The sequence below is a fragment of the Marinospirillum insulare DSM 21763 genome (assembly GCF_000686905.1).
GTDB classification, from domain to species: Bacteria; Pseudomonadota; Gammaproteobacteria; order Pseudomonadales; family Halomonadaceae; genus Marinospirillum; species Marinospirillum insulare.
Genome location: NZ_JMLW01000004.1, coordinates 113,437 through 130,623, shown reverse-complemented (window position 1 = coordinate 130,623; position 17,187 = coordinate 113,437). Strand labels below are relative to the sequence as shown.

The 17,187-nt window shown below is 43.0% G+C and carries 14 protein-coding genes; 4 read left to right on the top strand and 10 right to left on the bottom strand.

What is annotated here, in order from left to right:
* Positions 1–103: 103 nt before the first annotated feature.
* Entirely contained in the window at positions 104–1,930 is a 1,827-nt protein-coding gene (locus BP27_RS0102160; protein ID WP_027850146.1) for an ABC transporter ATP-binding protein, read from the bottom strand.
* 117 nt (positions 1,931–2,047) lie between these two features.
* Between BP27_RS0102160 and BP27_RS0102150 the strand changes: the two genes are divergently transcribed.
* Positions 2,048–2,251, top strand: a complete 204-nt coding sequence (locus BP27_RS0102150; RefSeq protein ID WP_027850145.1) for a hypothetical protein — start codon at positions 2,048–2,050, stop codon at positions 2,249–2,251.
* On the opposite strand, the gene parC is transcribed toward BP27_RS0102150, so the two are convergent.
* On the bottom strand, positions 2,248–4,509 hold the full coding sequence (parC, locus tag BP27_RS0102145; RefSeq protein WP_027850144.1) for a DNA topoisomerase IV subunit A: 2,262 nt from the start codon (positions 4,507–4,509) through the stop codon (positions 2,248–2,250). The genes BP27_RS0102150 and parC overlap by 4 nt on opposite strands.
* 209 nt (positions 4,510–4,718) lie before the next feature.
* Here parC and BP27_RS0102140 point away from each other — a divergent pair, with 209 nt between their 5' ends.
* Positions 4,719–5,894: a nuclease-related domain-containing protein gene (locus BP27_RS0102140; protein ID WP_027850143.1), complete on the top strand. Its 1,176-nt coding sequence runs from the start codon at positions 4,719–4,721 to the stop codon at positions 5,892–5,894.
* 19 nt (positions 5,895–5,913) lie between these two features.
* Here the strand turns inward: BP27_RS0102140 and parE are convergent, their stop codons facing one another.
* The 8 genes from parE to BP27_RS0102100 are packed head-to-tail and all read right to left on the bottom strand — an operon-like array spanning position 5,914 to position 15,197.
* Complete coding sequence (gene parE, locus BP27_RS0102135) at positions 5,914–7,812, bottom strand: DNA topoisomerase IV subunit B (protein WP_027850142.1); 1,899 nt, start codon at positions 7,810–7,812, stop codon at positions 5,914–5,916.
* 3 nt (positions 7,813–7,815) lie between these two features.
* Positions 7,816–8,745, bottom strand: coding sequence for an SPFH domain-containing protein (locus BP27_RS0102130; protein WP_027850141.1), 930 nt, complete (start codon positions 8,743–8,745; stop codon positions 7,816–7,818).
* Positions 8,746–8,772: 27 nt separating this feature from the next.
* Positions 8,773–9,222, bottom strand: coding sequence for an NfeD family protein (locus BP27_RS0102125; RefSeq protein WP_027850140.1), 450 nt, complete (start codon positions 9,220–9,222; stop codon positions 8,773–8,775).
* 38 nt (positions 9,223–9,260) lie between these two features.
* Positions 9,261–10,472 carry an NnrS family protein gene (locus BP27_RS0102120; protein WP_211251268.1) on the bottom strand — a complete coding sequence of 404 codons (1,212 nt, stop codon included), beginning with the start codon at positions 10,470–10,472 and terminating at the stop codon, positions 9,261–9,263.
* Positions 10,466–11,290, bottom strand: coding sequence for an ABC transporter ATP-binding protein (locus tag BP27_RS0102115; protein WP_051610153.1), 825 nt, complete (start codon positions 11,288–11,290; stop codon positions 10,466–10,468). The genes BP27_RS0102120 and BP27_RS0102115 overlap by 7 nt, the downstream gene beginning before the upstream one ends.
* Entirely contained in the window at positions 11,287–12,078 is a 792-nt protein-coding gene (locus BP27_RS0102110; RefSeq protein WP_027850137.1) for an ABC transporter permease, read from the bottom strand. Before BP27_RS0102110 ends, BP27_RS0102115 begins: the two co-directional genes overlap by 4 nt.
* A 15-nt stretch (positions 12,079–12,093) precedes the next feature.
* Positions 12,094–13,128: an ABC transporter substrate-binding protein gene (locus BP27_RS0102105; RefSeq protein WP_051610151.1), complete on the bottom strand. Its 1,035-nt coding sequence runs from the start codon at positions 13,126–13,128 to the stop codon at positions 12,094–12,096.
* Positions 13,128–15,197, bottom strand: coding sequence for a TonB-dependent receptor (locus tag BP27_RS0102100; protein WP_027850135.1), 2,070 nt, complete (start codon positions 15,195–15,197; stop codon positions 13,128–13,130). Before BP27_RS0102100 ends, BP27_RS0102105 begins: the two co-directional genes overlap by 1 nt.
* A 176-nt stretch (positions 15,198–15,373) precedes the next feature.
* Here BP27_RS0102100 and BP27_RS14915 point away from each other — a divergent pair, with 176 nt between their 5' ends.
* On the top strand, positions 15,374–16,552 hold the full coding sequence (locus BP27_RS14915) for a cytochrome-c peroxidase (protein ID WP_051610150.1): 1,179 nt from the start codon (positions 15,374–15,376) through the stop codon (positions 16,550–16,552).
* Between the two features lie 171 nt (positions 16,553–16,723).
* Positions 16,724–17,089, top strand: coding sequence for a glutaredoxin domain-containing protein (locus BP27_RS0102090; protein WP_027850134.1), 366 nt, complete (start codon positions 16,724–16,726; stop codon positions 17,087–17,089).
* Positions 17,090–17,187 lie beyond the last annotated feature (98 nt).

Below are 17,187 nucleotides of genomic sequence, written 5' to 3'. Positions count from 1 at the left end.
GCCGACTCCCAAATGAAGCTTTTAAAGTTGGGGTTAGAAACTAGGGCACAATATTGGGTAGGGGTGGATGAGTATCGCCAATTCAGTTATACATAATCAACCCCTAACGGTAACCACTGGCTTGTAAGTTAAATAGCTGGGCGTAGCGTTGGTTTAATTGCATTAGCTCTTGGTGGTTACCTTCTTCTAAAATTTGCCCTTGGTTAATTAGCACAATTTGGTCTGCCATACGTACGGTTGAAAAGCGGTGAGAGATTAAAATAGCCATTTTGTTCAGTGTGTGGCTTCTAAAGTAATCAAACATTTGGGCTTCGGCTTCGGCATCCATCGCTGAGGTGGGTTCATCTAAAACTAGAATATCGGCTTTTTCACGCATAAAAGCACGCGACAAAGCTATTTTTTGCCACTGCCCACCTGAGAGTTCTTGCCCACCTTTAAACCAGCGCCCTAGCTGGGTGTGGTACTTTTCTGGCATACGCTGAATAAAATCATCTGCCATGCCTGCTTTGGCGGCTTTATGCCAGCGTTCTTCATCTTCAAAAGCACTGATATCGCCTATGCCAATATTTTCACCCACTAAAAATTGGTAGCGCACAAAGTCTTGAAAAATAACCCCAACCCTTTGGCGTAAAGCTTGCGGATTCCAATCTTTTAAATTACTGCCATCTAATAAAATTCGACCTGTGCTTGGGTCATATAAGCGGGTTAATAATTTAATGAGTGTAGTTTTACCTGAACCATTTTCACCCACTAGCGCAAGGCTTTGGCCAGGTTTTATATGCAAATTAATGTTTTCTAAGGCGGGTTTGTTGGCACCTGGGTAGGTGAAACTAACCTGCTCAAAGCGTAAGCCATCGCCTGGCTGGCTTCCTGTATTGCCTTGCCCAGATTCTGTGGGGGTGGGTTGTTCTAGGTATTCATATAAATTAGACAAATAAAGGTTGTCTTCATACATGCCGCTTACAGACGTTAAACTGGCGCTAACAGCGGTTTGCCCTTGTTTGAACACCAGCAGGTACATGGTCATATCACCTAGGGTTATTTTGCCGATGACTGTTTCAAAAATAACCCAAGCATAGGCAGCATAAAAGGTGAGGGTGCCCAGTAACCCTAAAATAAAGCCCCAAGTTTCACGCCTAAGTATTAGGTGGCGGTTTTCTACAAAAAGCTTGTCAAAAATGCTTTTATAACGCCCTAACAGCAGGTCACCTAATTGGAAAAGCTTGACTTCTTTTATGGTGTCTTCTCGCGCGAGAAGGGTTTCTAAATAAATTTGGGTGCGGGTTTCTTGGGAGCGAAAACGAAAGATTTGAAACGCATCGCCAGAAAATTTAGTTTCAGCAATAAAAACGGGTAGAGCGCCCACAAATAGTAGCAGCATAACCCAGGGTGAAAATTGAATTAGTAAGAAAGAAAAACTGGCTAAGGCAATGCCATTTTGTAGCAGGCTAAAGGTTTTATTTACTAAAGCTAGGGGGCGGGTGGAAGCTTCGCGTCTGGCACGGGTGAGCTTGTCATAAAACTCTGAGTCTTCAAATTGAGCTAAAGCCAAGGTTTGGGCTTTTTCTAAAATCATGACATTCACTTTTTGCCCTAACAAACCTCTTAATAAGGCTTGATGAGCTGTAGTGGCTCTTTGTGCAGCACTCAGGCAGGTTAAAATTAAAGCTTCTAAAAGCACGTAGTTAAGCAGGGGCTGGTATTCTACTAGGCCAGTGGTTTGATAAACCTGCATGGCCATAAGTACCGCATCAACAATAAGCTTACCTAAGTAAGCGGCCACTGCGGGTAGACTCCCTACTACTAGGGTGAGTAGCACTAATCCCAAAGTTAAGCGGCGTGAAGTTTGCCAAACCAGTTCAATTGCACGGCGGGTGTAACGGAATACACCTAAAAATTGTTGGGCTTCATTGTTGGTAGTAGCAGTCACTCGCGAACCTCAAAAAAATAAAATTATAACAAAAAAAGACTTCTTATCTAAAAACGCTATAAAAACTGCTTTAAGCTTGCTAAGCTGGTTTAAATGACTAGGTATTAAGGAGTTAGTATGGATATTTCAGGTGTAAGCCCAGAACGTTTAGTTAGTGCTACCTTGCAGCAGCGTGAAACGCAGACCCAGCTTGAAGCTCAAGTTGGCCTGCTTAAAGATACTCAAGAAGCGCAGGGTGATGCCATTATGTCTCTAATTGCTGCTGTCCCCGCCCCGCAACCCGATGGCAGTTTGGGGAACAATGTTGATTTAAGGGTTTAAAGCGAATCATTTTCCATTTGATCTACTTTTTGGAAGCCGCGAGGTAGCTTATTACCGCGGCGACCTCTTTCCCCTAGGTAATGTTCTAAGTCCGCTGGTTTAAATGTAAGGTTACGTTTGCCTGAAGTGATTTTTAAATGATCTTCAGCGGTTAAGACCACTAAAGCTTTAACGTATTCTTCTCGCCCAGCAGAGCGGCGAGCAGGTATATCAATAATTTTGTTACCTTTGCCCTTACTTAGTTGGGGTAGGTCGTTTAACGGGAATACTAGTAAGCGCCCTTCGTTAGATACAGCTGCAATTTTAAGTTCTTCTAAAGGCTGCTCAGGCAGAAGTTGAGGTTGTAAAACTTCGGTTCCACTTGGAACATTTAATAAGCCCTTGCCTGCTTTATTTTTACTGGCCATATCGCCCAAGGTTGTTATAAAACCATAGCCAGCATCGGAAGCAACTAAGACCTGTTGGCTTTCTTCGCCAATCAGCATGCCTCTAAATTCTGAGCCTGCAGGTGGGTTGATGCGGCTACTTAAAGGTTCACCTTGGCCGCGTGCTGAAGGTAGGTCGTGTGCTGTCAGCCCATAACTGCGCCCAGTATCATCCATAACTACCAGTTGTTGGTTAGACTTACCGCGCACTGCTAAATAGAACTTGTCACCACTTTTGTAGTTTAGACCTGCTGGGTCTACTTCATGCCCTCTAGCAGAACGTATCCACCCTCTGTAAGAAAGTACCAGGGTGATAGGTTCAGCACCGACTAGATCTAATTCTGAAAAGGCTTTTGCTTCTTTGCGCTCAACCAATTGACAGCGACGCTCGTCACCAAAAGTTTTTGCATCTTCTTTTAATTCTTTGGCAATTAAGTTGCTGAGTTTTTTATCGCTAGCTAAAAGCTCAGTGATTTTTTTGCGCTCATCTTCTAGCTCATTTTCTTCGCCTTTAATCTTTTGTTCTTCTAAACGTGCTAAATGGCGAAGCTTTAAGTCTAGAATGGCATCTGCCTGACGATCGCTTAAACCAAAGCTTTTAATAAGTGCTTTTTTAGGTTCGTCTTCTTCCCGAATAATACGAATAACTTCATCTAGGTTAAGGTAAGCAATTAACAAACCAGCTAAAAGATGTAAGCGATCTTCTACCTTGTTAAGACGGCTTTGCAGACGATTGATAACCGTTGTACGACGGAATAGTAGCCATTCATTCAATAGGGTATTTAACGGCTTAACCTGAGGACGCCCATCTAAACCTATGATGTTAAAATTGACGCGATGATTTTTTTCAAGGTCTGTGGTGGCAAATAAGTGCGCCATAAGCGGCTCTATATCCACACGGTTAGAACGTGGCACTATAACTAAACGAACAGCATTTTCATGGTCGGACTCATCACGCAAATCAGCAACCAAAGGTAGTTTTTTAGCCTGCATTTGTGCGGCAATTTGTTCTAATACTTTGCTAGGTGAAACCTGATGAGGCAAAGCTTCAATAACAATTTCACCTTCTTCTAAGTGCCAAGTGGCACGGCTTTTAACTGAGCCTCGCCCAGTAGAATAAATTTTATGTAGGTCTTGAGTTGAAGTAATAATATCCGCACCCGTAGGAAAATCGGGTGCTGGAATAAACTGCATTAGCTCACTAATACTGGCTGTTGGTTTCTTTAGAAGGTGTAAGGTGGCTTGTACAACCTCTTGTACATTATGAGGTGGCATATCGGTTGCCATACCGACAGCAATCCCGCTGCCACCATTTAATAAAATATGCGGCAGGCGTGCAGGTAAAACTTCTGGCTCATCCATAGTGCCATCAAAGTTAGGTATCCAATTAACTGTGCCTTGGCCTAGTTCTTTAAGTAAAACTTCAGAAAAACGCGCTAAACGTGACTCGGTATAGCGCATGGCGGCAAAAGATTTTGGGTCATCTGGGCTACCCCAGTTGCCTTGGCCGTCGACCAGTGGATAACGATAGCTAAAGTCTTGTGCCATAAGCACCATGGCTTCATAGCAAGCCGAGTCACCGTGTGGATGGAATTTACCTAACACATCACCTACAGTACGGGCAGACTTTTTATACTTAGCGCTAGCCGATAAACCAAGCTCACTCATGGCGTAGACAATACGTCTTTGTACTGGTTTTAAACCATCGCCAATATGAGGTAAAGCGCGGTCGAGAATGACATACATGGAATAGTCTAAGTAAGCTTTTTCCGTGTATTGACTCAGACTCTGTCGCTCAAATTTGTCATCGACAAACTCGCTATAGCTAGTCATTAAGTAATCGTCCTTCTATCCAAATTGGAGCGCTAGTGTAACCTGAAGCGGGTAGAGTGCAAAATAATAAGCTGATTAAATATACAGATTTAAGTCGCTAACCTAGGTAAAGATTGTTTCCTTGTGTTGCAGTGGCTATCGGTTAGCTAGGTCACTGGTTATAATCAGTTTAATTTTGGTTGCTAAACCTGCAGTCAGGGAGACTTGTAATGATTTTAAAAGACTATGTACACCGCCCAGATGCTGATTCTCGCTCTGAAGAAACTTGTGCAGAAGCTGCAACGCGCCTGCGTAATGCGTTTAAAAATAACGAAGATGTGTTGCTGCTAAATGATATACGCATGCCCTTCGATGAAGATCGCACCATTAATGTTGATCAGGTTGTTATACATAGTTACGGAATTACTTTGGTTAGTAGTCGTGCTATTTACGGTAAAATTGAGGTTAATTACCGAGGCGACTGGAGTCGTAATGTTAAAGGTCGTGAAATTGCGATGCAAAACCCGGTTGACCTTTACAAGCACGTTAGTAAAAAGCTGCGCGAAAGATTAACCGAAAACCTAGATGTGCTCTTAACTCGTAGCAAGGGTAGTCAGCGTACCTTTGAAAATATGCCCATTGATGTGCTATTTATTCAGGCACTAAAAAGTAGCATTATTGGCACAGGTATAAACCAGTCAAACATTATTTTTGTAGAAGCCTTAACACAAAGCATTAACCGTACTTTTGTGGCTTATAAAAAGCGTGAATTTCAAATGTACGGTGGTTTAGATACTTTTAAAATATCTCAGTCAGATATGTACGCTGTCGCAAACTTTTTAATGGGTAATGAAATTGATCGAAGTAGCTACCCAGATGCTGATGAGCAAACATCTAACCAAGTGAGCGTACCTGCAACTACTGGCCGCCCAGGAATTATTCGTGCTCAAAGCACTTTGCCTGTAAAAATCATTAAAGGCAGAGACATTAAACCAGGTAAAGAAACCCTAGAACTCATACAAAAACAGCGTGAAAGACAGCTCAATTTAGAAAAGCAAAAGAAACAGAAGTTAGCAGCCCTAGCTAAGAAAAAAGCTAAAACCCAGCTAGAGAGTGAAGAGCCTGAAGAGCCTGAAGAGCATTTAGAAGAAGCTGCACTCCTAGATGAAAATTTACCACTAGAAGATGAAAGCTTAGCTCCAGAAGCTGAAGGCTTAGAAGAAGTTGAGGGTGCTTTTGAGGAAGCAGAATCGCAAGAATTAGCTGATTCGCCTGAAGAGCTGGTCTCAGAAGAAGAGCTGGTCTCAGAAGAAGAACTAACTGAAGAAGAGCCACCCGAAGCAGAGGTAGGCGATGATGCAATGGATGGCTTGCTTGACGAACTAGAAGAAGAGCAGCAAAGTTAATGAAGTAAACAGCTGAGGCTTACACCTCAGCTAAATTGCCTTTAGATTCCAACCAGTTTTTACGATCAGGCGAACGCTTTTTAGCTAAAAGCATATCGAGCAGTTCCATGGCTTGGTCATCATCTTCACGTACTAGTTGCACTAAGCGGCGTGTTTCTGGTGCCATAGTTGTTTCGCGTAGTTGCGAAGGGTTCATTTCACCCAAGCCTTTAAAGCGTTGCACGTTTATTTTAGCTTTGCGACCACTTAAACGATCCAAGACAGCATCTTTTTCACTTTCATCTAACGCATAAAAAACTTCTTTACCGCAATCAATACGGTAGAGGGGTGGCATGGCTACAAAAACATGACCTTTATCTACCAATGCAGGGAAGTGGCGCAAGAATAAAGCACAGATGAGCGTAGCTATGTGCAAACCATCTGAGTCAGCATCGGCAAGAATACAAATTTTACCATAGCGTAAACCACTTAAATCTTCTGAGCCTGGGTCTATACCTACTGCAACAGCAATGTCGTGAACTTCTTGTGAGCCAAGAATTTCTGATGACTCAACTTCCCACGTATTAAGAATTTTGCCGCGTAAAGGTAAAATGGCTTGAAAAGTTCTATCCCTAGCCTGCTTAGCAGAGCCACCTGCTGAATCCCCTTCGACTAAAAATAACTCACTGCGTGCTGTGTCTGGCCCGGTACAGTCAGCTAACTTACCCGGAAGCGCAGGGCCTTGGGTAACTTTTTTACGCACTACTTTTTTAGCCGCTCTCAAGCGTTGGTTAGTGCGGCTTAACACCAGTTCAGCTAACCGTTCTGCATCTAGCGTGTGTTGGTTTAGCCAGAGTGAGAAGGCATCTTTAACTACACCACTAATAAAAGTGGCACTTTGGCGTGAAGATAAACGCTCTTTGGTTTGACCAGAAAACTGAGCATCTTGCATTTTTAACGACAAAACATAGCTACAGTCATGCCATAAATCTTCGGGTGCTAGCTTTACGCCTCTAGGTAACAAGTTGCGGTATTCACAAAAATCGCGCAGGGCATCTAATAAACCACTGCGCAAACCATTAACGTGGGTACCACCTTGTGCGGTAGGTATTAAGTTAACGTAGCTTTCTTGGGTTAGCTCGCCGCCCTCAGGAAACCAAACAACTGCCCAATCAACCGCTTCTTGCTTAGCTTTAAAACTACCCTGAAAGGCTGTACTCGGCAGTGTTTCATAACCTTGGCAAGCCTGTTGTAAATAGTCGCTCAAACCCTCGCTATAGCACCATTCTATAGTTTGGCTAGTGCCTGTTTCTGGGTCTTTTTCTTGCTCGTTAATAAACACAACCCTTAAACCTGGGCAAAGAACTGCTTTAGCTCTGAGTAGGTGCTTTAAGGGGTTTACAGCATAACGTGAGCTATCAAAGTATTTGGCTTCAGCAGTAAACTTTACTTCTGTTCCTGTTTCTTTTTTAGCGCACTTGCCTATGACTTCAAGCTCACTGGTTTTTTCACCCTTAGCAAAGGTAATGCGGCTTATTTTTGCATCACGCTTAATGGTGACTTCTAGGTTTTCTGATAGGGCGTTAACAACTGAAACACCCACCCCGTGTAAACCACCCGAGAACTCATAGTTACTATTAGAGAATTTACCCCCAGCGTGAAGCTGAGTAAGAATAAGCTCCACACCTGAAACACCGTGTTCAGGGTGAATATCGATAGGCATTCCACGACCGTTATCCATTACGCTAAGTGAGTTATCAGCATGGAGTGTTACTGTTATTAGGTCTGCATGGCCTGCTAAAGCTTCATCAACACTATTGTCGATTACTTCTTGGGCAAGGTGGTTAGGGCGAGTGGTATCTGTGTACATGCCTGGACGTTTACGAACTGGGTCTAGGCCGGTTAATACCTCTATGGCACGCGCATCATATTGGGTCATGGTTTACTTAATATTCTTAGTTTTTAGCATTTCGGTTAAGCCAGCCACTGCACCGCCTACGCTGGAAAGTTCAGCTGGGATAATCATGGTGTTGTTAGTTTTAGCAAGATTACCAAACTCTTTTACATACTGCTCGGCTATACGCAGGTTCATTGCTTCATGCCCGCCTTCTTCTTTAATGGCTAGAGCAATTTTTTGTAGGCCTTCTGCTGTTGCACTGGCAATTAGCTCAATTTCTTTAGCTCGACCTTCAGCTTCGTTTATTTGTTTCTGTTTTTCCGCTTGAGACATATTGATCACTTCTTGCTTGTGACCCTCAGAAACGTTAATCATGGATTGACGCTCACCTTCAGACTTAGCAATCGCTGCACGTCTTTCACGCTCTGCGCGCATTTGCTGTTCTAGGGCATCTTTAATGCTGCCAGGTAGTTCAATATCAGAAATTTCATAACGTAAAACTTTAATACCCCAAGGCGCAGCGGCTTCATCGAGCGCTCTAACCACTTCTTCGTTAATTTTGCTGCGTTCTTCAAAGGTTTTATCTAAATCGGTTTGACCTATAACTGAGCGCATGGTGGTTTGTGCTAGCTGGGAGGCAGCATAACGGTAGTTGTTAATACCGTAACTAGCCTTATGTGCATCAATCACTTGAATGTACATCACACCATTAATGCCGACTTGAATATTGTCTTTAGTAACACAAGCCTGACGCTCTACATCAATCACTTCTTCTTTTAGCGTGTGTTGGTAGGCTACCTTGTCAAGGAAAGGGACTAAAATGTGAAAACCTGAATCTAAAGTGCGACTGTATTTACCTAGTCTTTCGACTACAAAATTACTACGTTGTGGAACAATGCGTGCTGTTTTAAAAAGGGTGATAATGACAAAAAGTGCAACACCCAAGGCTAAAATAGTACCAAAATCGAAACTCATAAAAACTCCTTGTTAAACCTTATTGAACTAAAGGGTATTGGGTTGGCTAGCAACATGCAGCTCTATGCCTTCGTTATAAATAACCCAGGCTGTATCACCTTTTTGTAGTGCTTCTTCACTATAAGCTGACCATTGTACGCCATTTAGTTCAACCCGACCTGCTCCCTGCTCAAAGCTGGTAACAACTTTTACACGTTGGCCTAGGGCTTGTTGTAAAAAGTCTGAGTGTTGGTTTTTTTCAATGGTACTGCCAACAAAAAATGTTTTAAGGCGACGGCGAGCCACTAATAAACTCAGCAGGCTAACGGCACTAAAAGTTAGTAACTGTACAGCCGGGGTAGTAATAACTTCTAGGTAAAGCAAACTACCTGTCACTAAAGCACCGATACCTAAAAACACCGCAATAATGCTGGTAGCAACTAATTCGGTAAGAATCAGAAATAGACCTAAAATAATCCAAACTAGGGGTGGTGTCATAAGACCTCACAAAGTTAAGGGGTTCTAGATAGTAAAGGCTACAAAGGTTCTTCGCACCCTTTGCCACCGTCTGGTCTGGGTTTTAAAAACACGGGGGCTAAATAATAAAGCGTAATAGAAAAAGCTGCTAGCCAAGTGCTGCCGCTAATTAGGTAAAGCAGGTTAAGGGGTAAGTCTAGCCAACCTGCCAAAGCGCGACTAATAGCAGCAATAATAATTAAACAAGTAACCAAGTTTACCCAGTTGCGCTCGTCTAGTTGGTGTCCGCTGTGGGTTCTTCCTGAAATGCATAAAACAGAAAAAACCGATAAGCTCATACCGCCTATAGATAATAAATGCCAACCGCTGCTGGCAGGAATAGGCATACCTAGGTGCTGTAAGCCTAATACAATATAACCTACAGCCATAAACCAATAAACGGCATAAAACTGCAAAGGCCAACGGCTAAACAAGGCTCTGCCAACGTGCCAGTCATTTAAAACATTAAATACACTGGCAGCAGCAGCCAAAGCTAACCAGCCATTCACACTGGCTTGTGGCCAAATAAAATGCGTTGCGGTGTAAAGTAGAATACAAAAAACGGCTAGGTTACGGCGTGGTGGGGTGCTGCGGTATTCATCGGGTAGGTCTTGGTCATTTTCATCTTTATTAATTGGTAAAGCTTCAATCGACTCATTCACTATACGCATGGCAATGCGGCTGGCAGTAATAACAATTAATGCCATCATCATGCCAATACCTGCATGTAACCAACGCATAGGGTAAAGGTCTCTTAATAGGTCGCTATAAAAACCAATGCTAATGCCTGCCATGCCAGCTAAACCCATCGAAAAAAGCCACTGACGACGCAAAGGGTTAACTAATAAACGTGGTTGTAAATACAGCCATAAACCTAGGCTAAAACCTACATTGGTGATAGCAGTTGGCACAATACCTAGCCAGCCACTTGCCCAAAAAGTTATGCGACCTAAAACCCAAAGGACAGCTAGGCCAAGAAATATTTGCCGCCTTACATCAGGTGTGCGAGTAAACTCTGGCATGGCGGTTAAAATAAAACCTGCCAAAGATGCCATAACAAAACCAAACAGTAACTCATGAGCATGCCAAACAATAATACCGCTAGTCGTTGCTGGCAGTACCCACCAACCTTGCAAAAAACCTAGCCATAAAAAGAGGCTAATCAAGCCACTGACTAAACTTAATAAAAAAAATGGCCTAAAAGCGCATAAGCAAACGGGGTGGTTTAGCACGTATAGCTCCATTCGCGGGTGGCTAAATCTACTGGGCTGGGGCTGGTTGGCGGGGGTAGTTCAAAACTTTCACGCACTATTGGCTGCTGTAATAATTCAGCCGTGGTTTGATACACCCAAGCATCGTCACGCAGGCTTGGGGGTCTAGTTAACTTAAAGCTTGCTGCAATGCGCCCAGGTTTACTCTTCATCAGCAAAATGTTGTCACTCAAGCGCACGGCTTCCATTAAATCATGGGTAATCATTAAGACTGCTAAATCCTGCTGGGTTTGTTGTTCAAGCAGTAGTTGATATAGCTCCGTTTTTAAACCTATATCTAAGGCTGAAAAGGGTTCATCCAGCAATAGTAAATCTGGCTCTAATAAAAGTACTCTTGCCAGTGCTACGCGGCTTTGCATACCACCTGAAAGTTGGTGAGGAAATTTTTCTAAGTCACTAGGTTGTAAACCAACTAGCTTGGCCAATTTTAAGCCTTTAAGATTACGGTCTTTTTTATTCCAACCCTTGGCTTTAAGCCCTAAGGTCATGTTATCTAGGCAGGTTTTCCAAGGCAGTAAACGTGGTTGTTGAAACATGCTAGCAGTTTTTTGGAAAGTGTTTTCAATGATGCCATCTTGCAAATCTAGCAAACCATTACATAAGTGTAGTAGGGTCGTTTTGCCGCAACCAGAAGGCCCAACGAGGGCATAAACCTCACCTGCTTGAACAGTAAAGCCAATGTTTTGCAGAACTTGGGTGCGTACAAAATCATGTTCTACATTTTCTACCAGCAAATAACCTTTTTGGCTTACTGGCTTTCTATTAAGTGAACTGCTCATGCTTCGGTTACTCGCCAGCGTTCAACCTGCCGTTTAATGGGTTCAAGGAATAAATATTCTATGCCCAATAATAAAAGCACGATAGCAACAATCCACGCCATACTGGCAGCACTGTCTAAATGTGAACGTGCTACTGCCAAAGATGCACCCACACCATCTTGGTTAGCCAGCAATTCGGCCATAACAACAATTTTCCACGACATACCTAAAGCAGCCACCCAAGCAGGAAAAAGATAAGAAAATACATGGGGTAAATACACGTCAAACAACATCATGCGTTTAGGAAGTTGTAAGGTTTGTGCCATCTCATTCAGCTGATTATCAACCGTTCTGGCACCTTGCAAAGCACCAATAAACACCATAGGGAAGGTAGCAACAAAGACTGTAAAAATGGGCGTGCCATCACTTGCCCCAAACCACAGCATGGCCAGTACCAACCATGCAATGGGCGGCATACCTAACAGCACGGTAACCAAAGGCCTAGACATCATGGCAGCGGTTACTGAAACCCCTGCTAATAAACCTAAACCTGTACCCAAGCCTAAAGCCAGCAATAAACCTGACAAAGCCCGTCGCCCAGTAATGATTAGGGCTTCAGGCAGGGTTTGATTATTCCAAAGGTGTTTAAAGCTAGCAAAAGCTTCTAAAGGTTGGGCTAGAACTAATGAACCATACAGCTCGCTAACCAACTGCCAAGCAGCCATAAGTAATAAAAGGCTGCAAATAGCACCCCAGCCACTCCATAAGTAACTTGGCAGTTCACGCAAAGTGCTACGCAGTAAGTGCATTAAAAAACCTAGTGTTTACTTGGGTTGTTGCCAATAAAAATCATCGTTAGGTAGTTTACCACCAATGGATGCAGGGTTTTTGGCAAAAAGTTGGTTGAGTAAAAACTCTACTTCAAAACGGGCATCTTCGGCTGAAATGGCTTCCATTTGACTCACTGCCATGGCATCGGCGACCGCTTCAGCATTTAACATAGGCACACGTTTGGCAATCATTTTACCGCAAGCATTGGAGTTTTCAGAACACCAAGCTAATGATTTTTTATACTCTTCAGCAATACGTGCAGCCAATTCAGGGTTGTTGCGTTGCTTACCGACCAAGGTGATACCTGCTTGGGCTATACGGCCTTGCCTTTCAAAGCTAAGCCCCCAAGCTTTTTGTAAATCTAAGCTACGATGTAATTCAGGGGCAATAATACCAATTGGAAAAGAACCACTTTTACGCAGTGCCATAGAAACAGCTGGCTCAGCTAATAAAGCATGGTCAACCCGCCTCATTAATAACAGCTGCATAGCATCTAAAGGTGAAGCAACATAGCGTAGTTTAATATCTTTTTTAACGTCTATGCCTGCCCGTTCAGCCAACACGCCAAAAATAATATCAGGCATATCACCCCGAAAAGGCATAGCTACTTCTTTGCCACGAAAATCTTCAATACTGGTTAGGTTATTATCGCGTGACACCATCCATAATAAACCCCAAGTAGAAACGTTTAATAATTTTACTGGTGCGCCACGGTTATACAGATTTGCAGCCACATTCACTGGCATAGCTAGTACGTCAGTTTCACCATTTAGTGCCAACATGCGAAGGTGGTCTGGGTCACGCCAACTTACAAACTCAACCTCTTCAGCTAAATCATCTAAAGCGCCCGATTCAACCATGTGAACGAGTGGATTAGCAACCGAAGAAAAAGGCCCTGCCAGCACTAATTTAGGCAGCTTATTTTGTGCCATAACTGTAGTGCTAAAGCTTGCCAGCACAAGGCTGGCTAATAAAAGGTAGGCGGTTAAAAAGTGCGTTGTTAAAAACAACCTGCGCTTAGTATGCATTAAAAACTCCCGCTAAAGGCTAGAACCGCACCACGACCCGGTGCTTTTAACTCTTGGCCGCTAATACCATCGGTTAAATGCTCGTGGTACTTTTTGTCCATTAGGTTGTTTAGTTGTAAATTAACTTGGCTAGTTTTTAAGCCAGCCATAGAGCCAAAGCTATAACCTAAACGTGCATCCAGCGTAACAAAACCAGACGTTTCATTTTCACTGCCATTCGTAAATTGTGTAGCAATTCGGTCTTGCTTGGCAACCGCACGCACACCTGTGTGCCAACTAAAGCCTGTTTCTGCTGGCTGGCCAACCCCTAGGCGCAATTCATTGGCAGGCATTTGATACAAGGGCTCATCGTCTTGTTTGTTTGTGCCACGCATCCAAGTAAAACCAGCATCAACTAATAAAACGCTAACCGGCATTTCAAGGTTGCCTTCAAAACCGTAAATTTCAACTTTATCTAGGTTCTCAGTTTTCTTAATGGGTAGGTTATTTTGGGGGTGATTTTGCCCAGTAACTCGCCCTGCAATGTAGTCATCCACTTGGGTAAAAAAAGTAGCTAGTTGATAAGCCATTAAACCATCACGTGCTTTCAAACCTAGTTCAACACTGGAAGAACGCTCTGGGTCTAACTGTGGGTTGCCCGTATGGTAATAACCATCGCCACGCGCTGAATCTTCAAAGCGTTCACGCAAGTCTGCTGCACGGTAAGCCTGCCCAACATTGGCATAAACATTTAAGCTAGTGGTTAAAGGCTGCACTGCACCTAACGACCAAGACACATTGTTATCTGTGCTTTTTAACCCTGTTGTTTGGGCAGCAGGCCCAGCACCTTTTACCTTAGCATCGCCCATAACTTGGTCGAAACGTAAACCAGCCGTGAATAATGTTTCACCAATAGCAAATTCATCTTGCAAGAAAAGACCCATCGAAGTGACTTCACCGTCTCTAAAAGGGTCGTTGCGTGTATTGCTATTAAAGGCCGGTGGGTTGTTATCCATATAACGTGCAGGATTGCCGGTCATTTTCCAACCTTCAACCCCCACGCTTAACCAATGGCTGTCCATTAAATGACCATTCCACTGGCTGCGTAAACCAGTGGTTTTAAAAGTAACATCATTTCTAACATAATCTCGATTAAGCTTTTGTGAGTTAGCCCGAATTTGGCGAAACACTTCTTGGTGATAAATATCCGTTGATAAGTTACCACCTGCTAAAGGTGCATCTAAACCTAGGCTATAAAGTTCACGGTGTTGCTTAGGTGAATGAATAGTAACTTTGCCAAGTGGCAGTGGAATACCCGCACCACCCGGTTGTCCACCCGTGCGGGCAGAACCTGGGTACCAAACATCCTCATCGTCATGGCGTTGTAAATTAGCCCTTACAACCCAATCTTCAGCAAGCTTATGCTGGTATTTTACTAAGGCGCTGGTGGCTTGATAGCCCGTATTGTCTTCACGACCGTTAGGGCTTTTATAATCGCCCACATCACTGCCAGCTAAACCCACCACAAAACCTTGTTGGCTGTTGCTGCCTTCTAATATAAGAGCGCCACTGTAACCTTTGTCAACACTGCTGGCTGAAGCACCAAAACGCCCACCTAACTGGCTTTCTTGGGTGAATTTAGGTGCAGGCGTTAGCATATTGACTACACCGCCCATAGCACCGCTGCCATAAAGTACTGAATTTGGCCCTTTGATAATTTCAGCTCTATCCAACAAACCCAAGCCTAAAAATGAAGCCAGCGCACCCTGTGGTTGAGCCGAATTAACTCGAATGCCATCGACCATAACAACAATGCTTTCTTTTTTCATGCCACGTACTACTGGGTTTTTACCCCAAGCACCGTCACTTTGTACCGCCAAACCTGGCTGCCCAACTAATAAATCACCCACTGGCCCTTGGTCGGTGGCTTGGGGTTTAATAATACTAATGGCTTGAGGCGTATCAAAACTGTCGCTTTCATAACCACGCGCAGTAATAACTTGGTCATCAAGTTGCACGGTTTGTGCTTGTAGAGGAAGGCTTAAAGCCGCTAAACAACCTAAGGCAATTTTGTTGCAAGGAAAGGACATAAAAAAACTCCAGAAAAACCAGCAAATGAGAAGGGCGGTCAATTGTTTTTAATTTAACGCAAATGAAACTTGGTCGCAATAAGTAATGATATCGATAATCAAATAGATTAGAGTGGGCTAGGATTTATACGTTATGGTTTTTTGATATTAATGAATTGATAGGAAAGGCATGAGCAATGTCAAAACAGCTGAAGGCTTCACTAGGCTTGGTACTTTTTGGCTTCTTGTTGGCAGGTTGTGACTCTAACAGCAACCCTAGCAGTCACTCTAAAGAAAAAGGCTCAACGCAAGATGATGCATTTTTACTGCCTAGTGAAGCAGTTAGTAGTAAGCAAACGTTAGGCTTCTATTTATTTAATGACCCTAATTTATCGCTGAATAGAAGCCAGTCTTGTGCTAGTTGCCACAATGCAAAGCAGGCTTTTATTGATACGCGCCCCAACTCAGCTAAAGGTGCTGTTTCACTGGGTGATGACGGTGTAAGTTTAGGGCAGCGTAATGCGCCTGCCTTAACTTATGCCTACTTAACACCTAGTTTTAACTTAACTAGTGGTGCTGAAGTTGAGGGTGGTTTTTTTCATGATGGGCGAGCTGCTAGTTTGCAAGCACAAGCTGGGCAGCCACTACTCAACCCTGTTGAAATGAATATGCCAAGTAAAGAAGCTGTCATTCTTAGGTTGCAAGAAAAAAGCTTTTATACACAAAGCTTTAAACAGGTTTTTGGTGATGAAGTTTTTGCTACGACTGAGCAAGCTTATAACGCTTTAACCAGCAGTTTAGCTAGTTGGCAGAGTGAAGAAAGCTTTGCTAGTTTTGATTCAAAATATGATCGTTGGTTAGCAGGTAGCTATCAATTAACACCCGCTGAAGAGCGAGGCAAAGACATTTTTTATACTCCTAGTCTATCTAGCTGCATTAACTGCCATACACTTGATAGAAACCTAACAGCACCTGAAGAAATGTTTACCAACTATCTGTATAAAAATGTGGGTGCGCCAGTCAACTTGCTTGTACAAGACTTAACTGGGATAACAGCTAAAGATGCTGGCTTAGATAAAGGTGCATTTAAAACGCCTAGCTTACGCAATGTGGCAGTTACTGGGCCTTATATGCACAATGGCGTATTTGCTGAATTAGACACAGTGCTAGAGTTTTATAACTTTAGGAGTCGCCCTAACAACTCATCGAACTTAATTAACCCTGAAACAGATAAGCCTTGGGGTACAACAAGTTTTCCTGAACACATTCATTTTGCTGAGTTAATGATGCCAGCCTTATCTAAGCAAGATAAACAAGATTTAATCGAATTTCTAAAAGCTTTAACAGACCAGCGTTATGAGCATCTAATTAGATAGCTGAAAGTATTAGTGCTAACTAGAGTGAGCCTTTGCTGTCTTACCAAGTCTGGCCATAAGGTAAATTGTGTTATTCCAAACAAAGTAAAGTAGACTGGCTTGCGAGTCACTCTTAATGGAGTAAGAGTGTTGAAAAACTAGTTGATTAGTTAATAGTTAAAGAGGAAGGCAATGATTGTTAAAGGTTTGCGTAATGGTTTGGGTCAGTTAATTATTTTTGTTGATTGGTTAACGCGCCCCAAAAAAAAGCAGCGTAGTACAGAGGAGCAAGCAGCGGTAGATGAAGCAGCTAAGGTGTTAGCTTTATACCAGTTTAAAGCCTGTCCTTTTTGCGTGAAAGTGCGCCGTGCAATGCATGGTTTGAATATTGATATCGCACTGCGTGATGCAAAAAATAATCCACAGTTTCGCCAAGAATTACAAGAGCAGGGCGGTCGTGTAAAAGTACCCTGTTTGCGTATTGAAGAAGAAGGCAAGGTGCGTTGGATGTATGAGTCGAATGATATTATTGAGTATTTAAACAAGCGCTTTGCTTAAACTCAGCTTATTGGTTTTATAAATAAAAGCGCAGAGTCAGTTATTTTGACTCTGCCCTTTTAGTTTAAGCTGTTCTTTTGGCTGGTAAAACTAGGCTA

Excerpts from the sequence above, each read along its gene's own strand:
- BP27_RS0102150 (WP_027850145.1), top strand. The coding sequence starts at position 2,048 with ATGGATATTTCAGGTGTAAGCCCAGAACGTTTAGTTAGTGCTACCTTG.
- parC (WP_027850144.1), bottom strand. The coding sequence starts at position 4,509 with ATGACTAGCTATAGCGAGTTTGTCGATGACAAATTTGAGCGACAGAGT.
- BP27_RS0102140 (WP_027850143.1), top strand. The coding sequence starts at position 4,719 with ATGATTTTAAAAGACTATGTACACCGCCCAGATGCTGATTCTCGCTCT.
- parE (WP_027850142.1), bottom strand. The coding sequence starts at position 7,812 with ATGACCCAATATGATGCGCGTGCCATAGAGGTATTAACCGGCCTAGAC.
- BP27_RS0102130 (WP_027850141.1), bottom strand. The coding sequence starts at position 8,745 with ATGAGTTTCGATTTTGGTACTATTTTAGCCTTGGGTGTTGCACTTTTT.
- BP27_RS0102125 (WP_027850140.1), bottom strand. The coding sequence starts at position 9,222 with ATGACACCACCCCTAGTTTGGATTATTTTAGGTCTATTTCTGATTCTT.
- BP27_RS0102115 (WP_051610153.1), bottom strand. The coding sequence starts at position 11,290 with ATGAGCAGTTCACTTAATAGAAAGCCAGTAAGCCAAAAAGGTTATTTG.
- BP27_RS0102110 (WP_027850137.1), bottom strand. The coding sequence starts at position 12,078 with ATGCACTTACTGCGTAGCACTTTGCGTGAACTGCCAAGTTACTTATGG.
- BP27_RS0102105 (WP_051610151.1), bottom strand. The coding sequence starts at position 13,128 with ATGCATACTAAGCGCAGGTTGTTTTTAACAACGCACTTTTTAACCGCC.
- BP27_RS0102100 (WP_027850135.1), bottom strand. The coding sequence starts at position 15,197 with ATGTCCTTTCCTTGCAACAAAATTGCCTTAGGTTGTTTAGCGGCTTTA.
- BP27_RS14915 (WP_051610150.1), top strand. The coding sequence starts at position 15,374 with ATGTCAAAACAGCTGAAGGCTTCACTAGGCTTGGTACTTTTTGGCTTC.
- BP27_RS0102090 (WP_027850134.1), top strand. The coding sequence starts at position 16,724 with ATGATTGTTAAAGGTTTGCGTAATGGTTTGGGTCAGTTAATTATTTTT.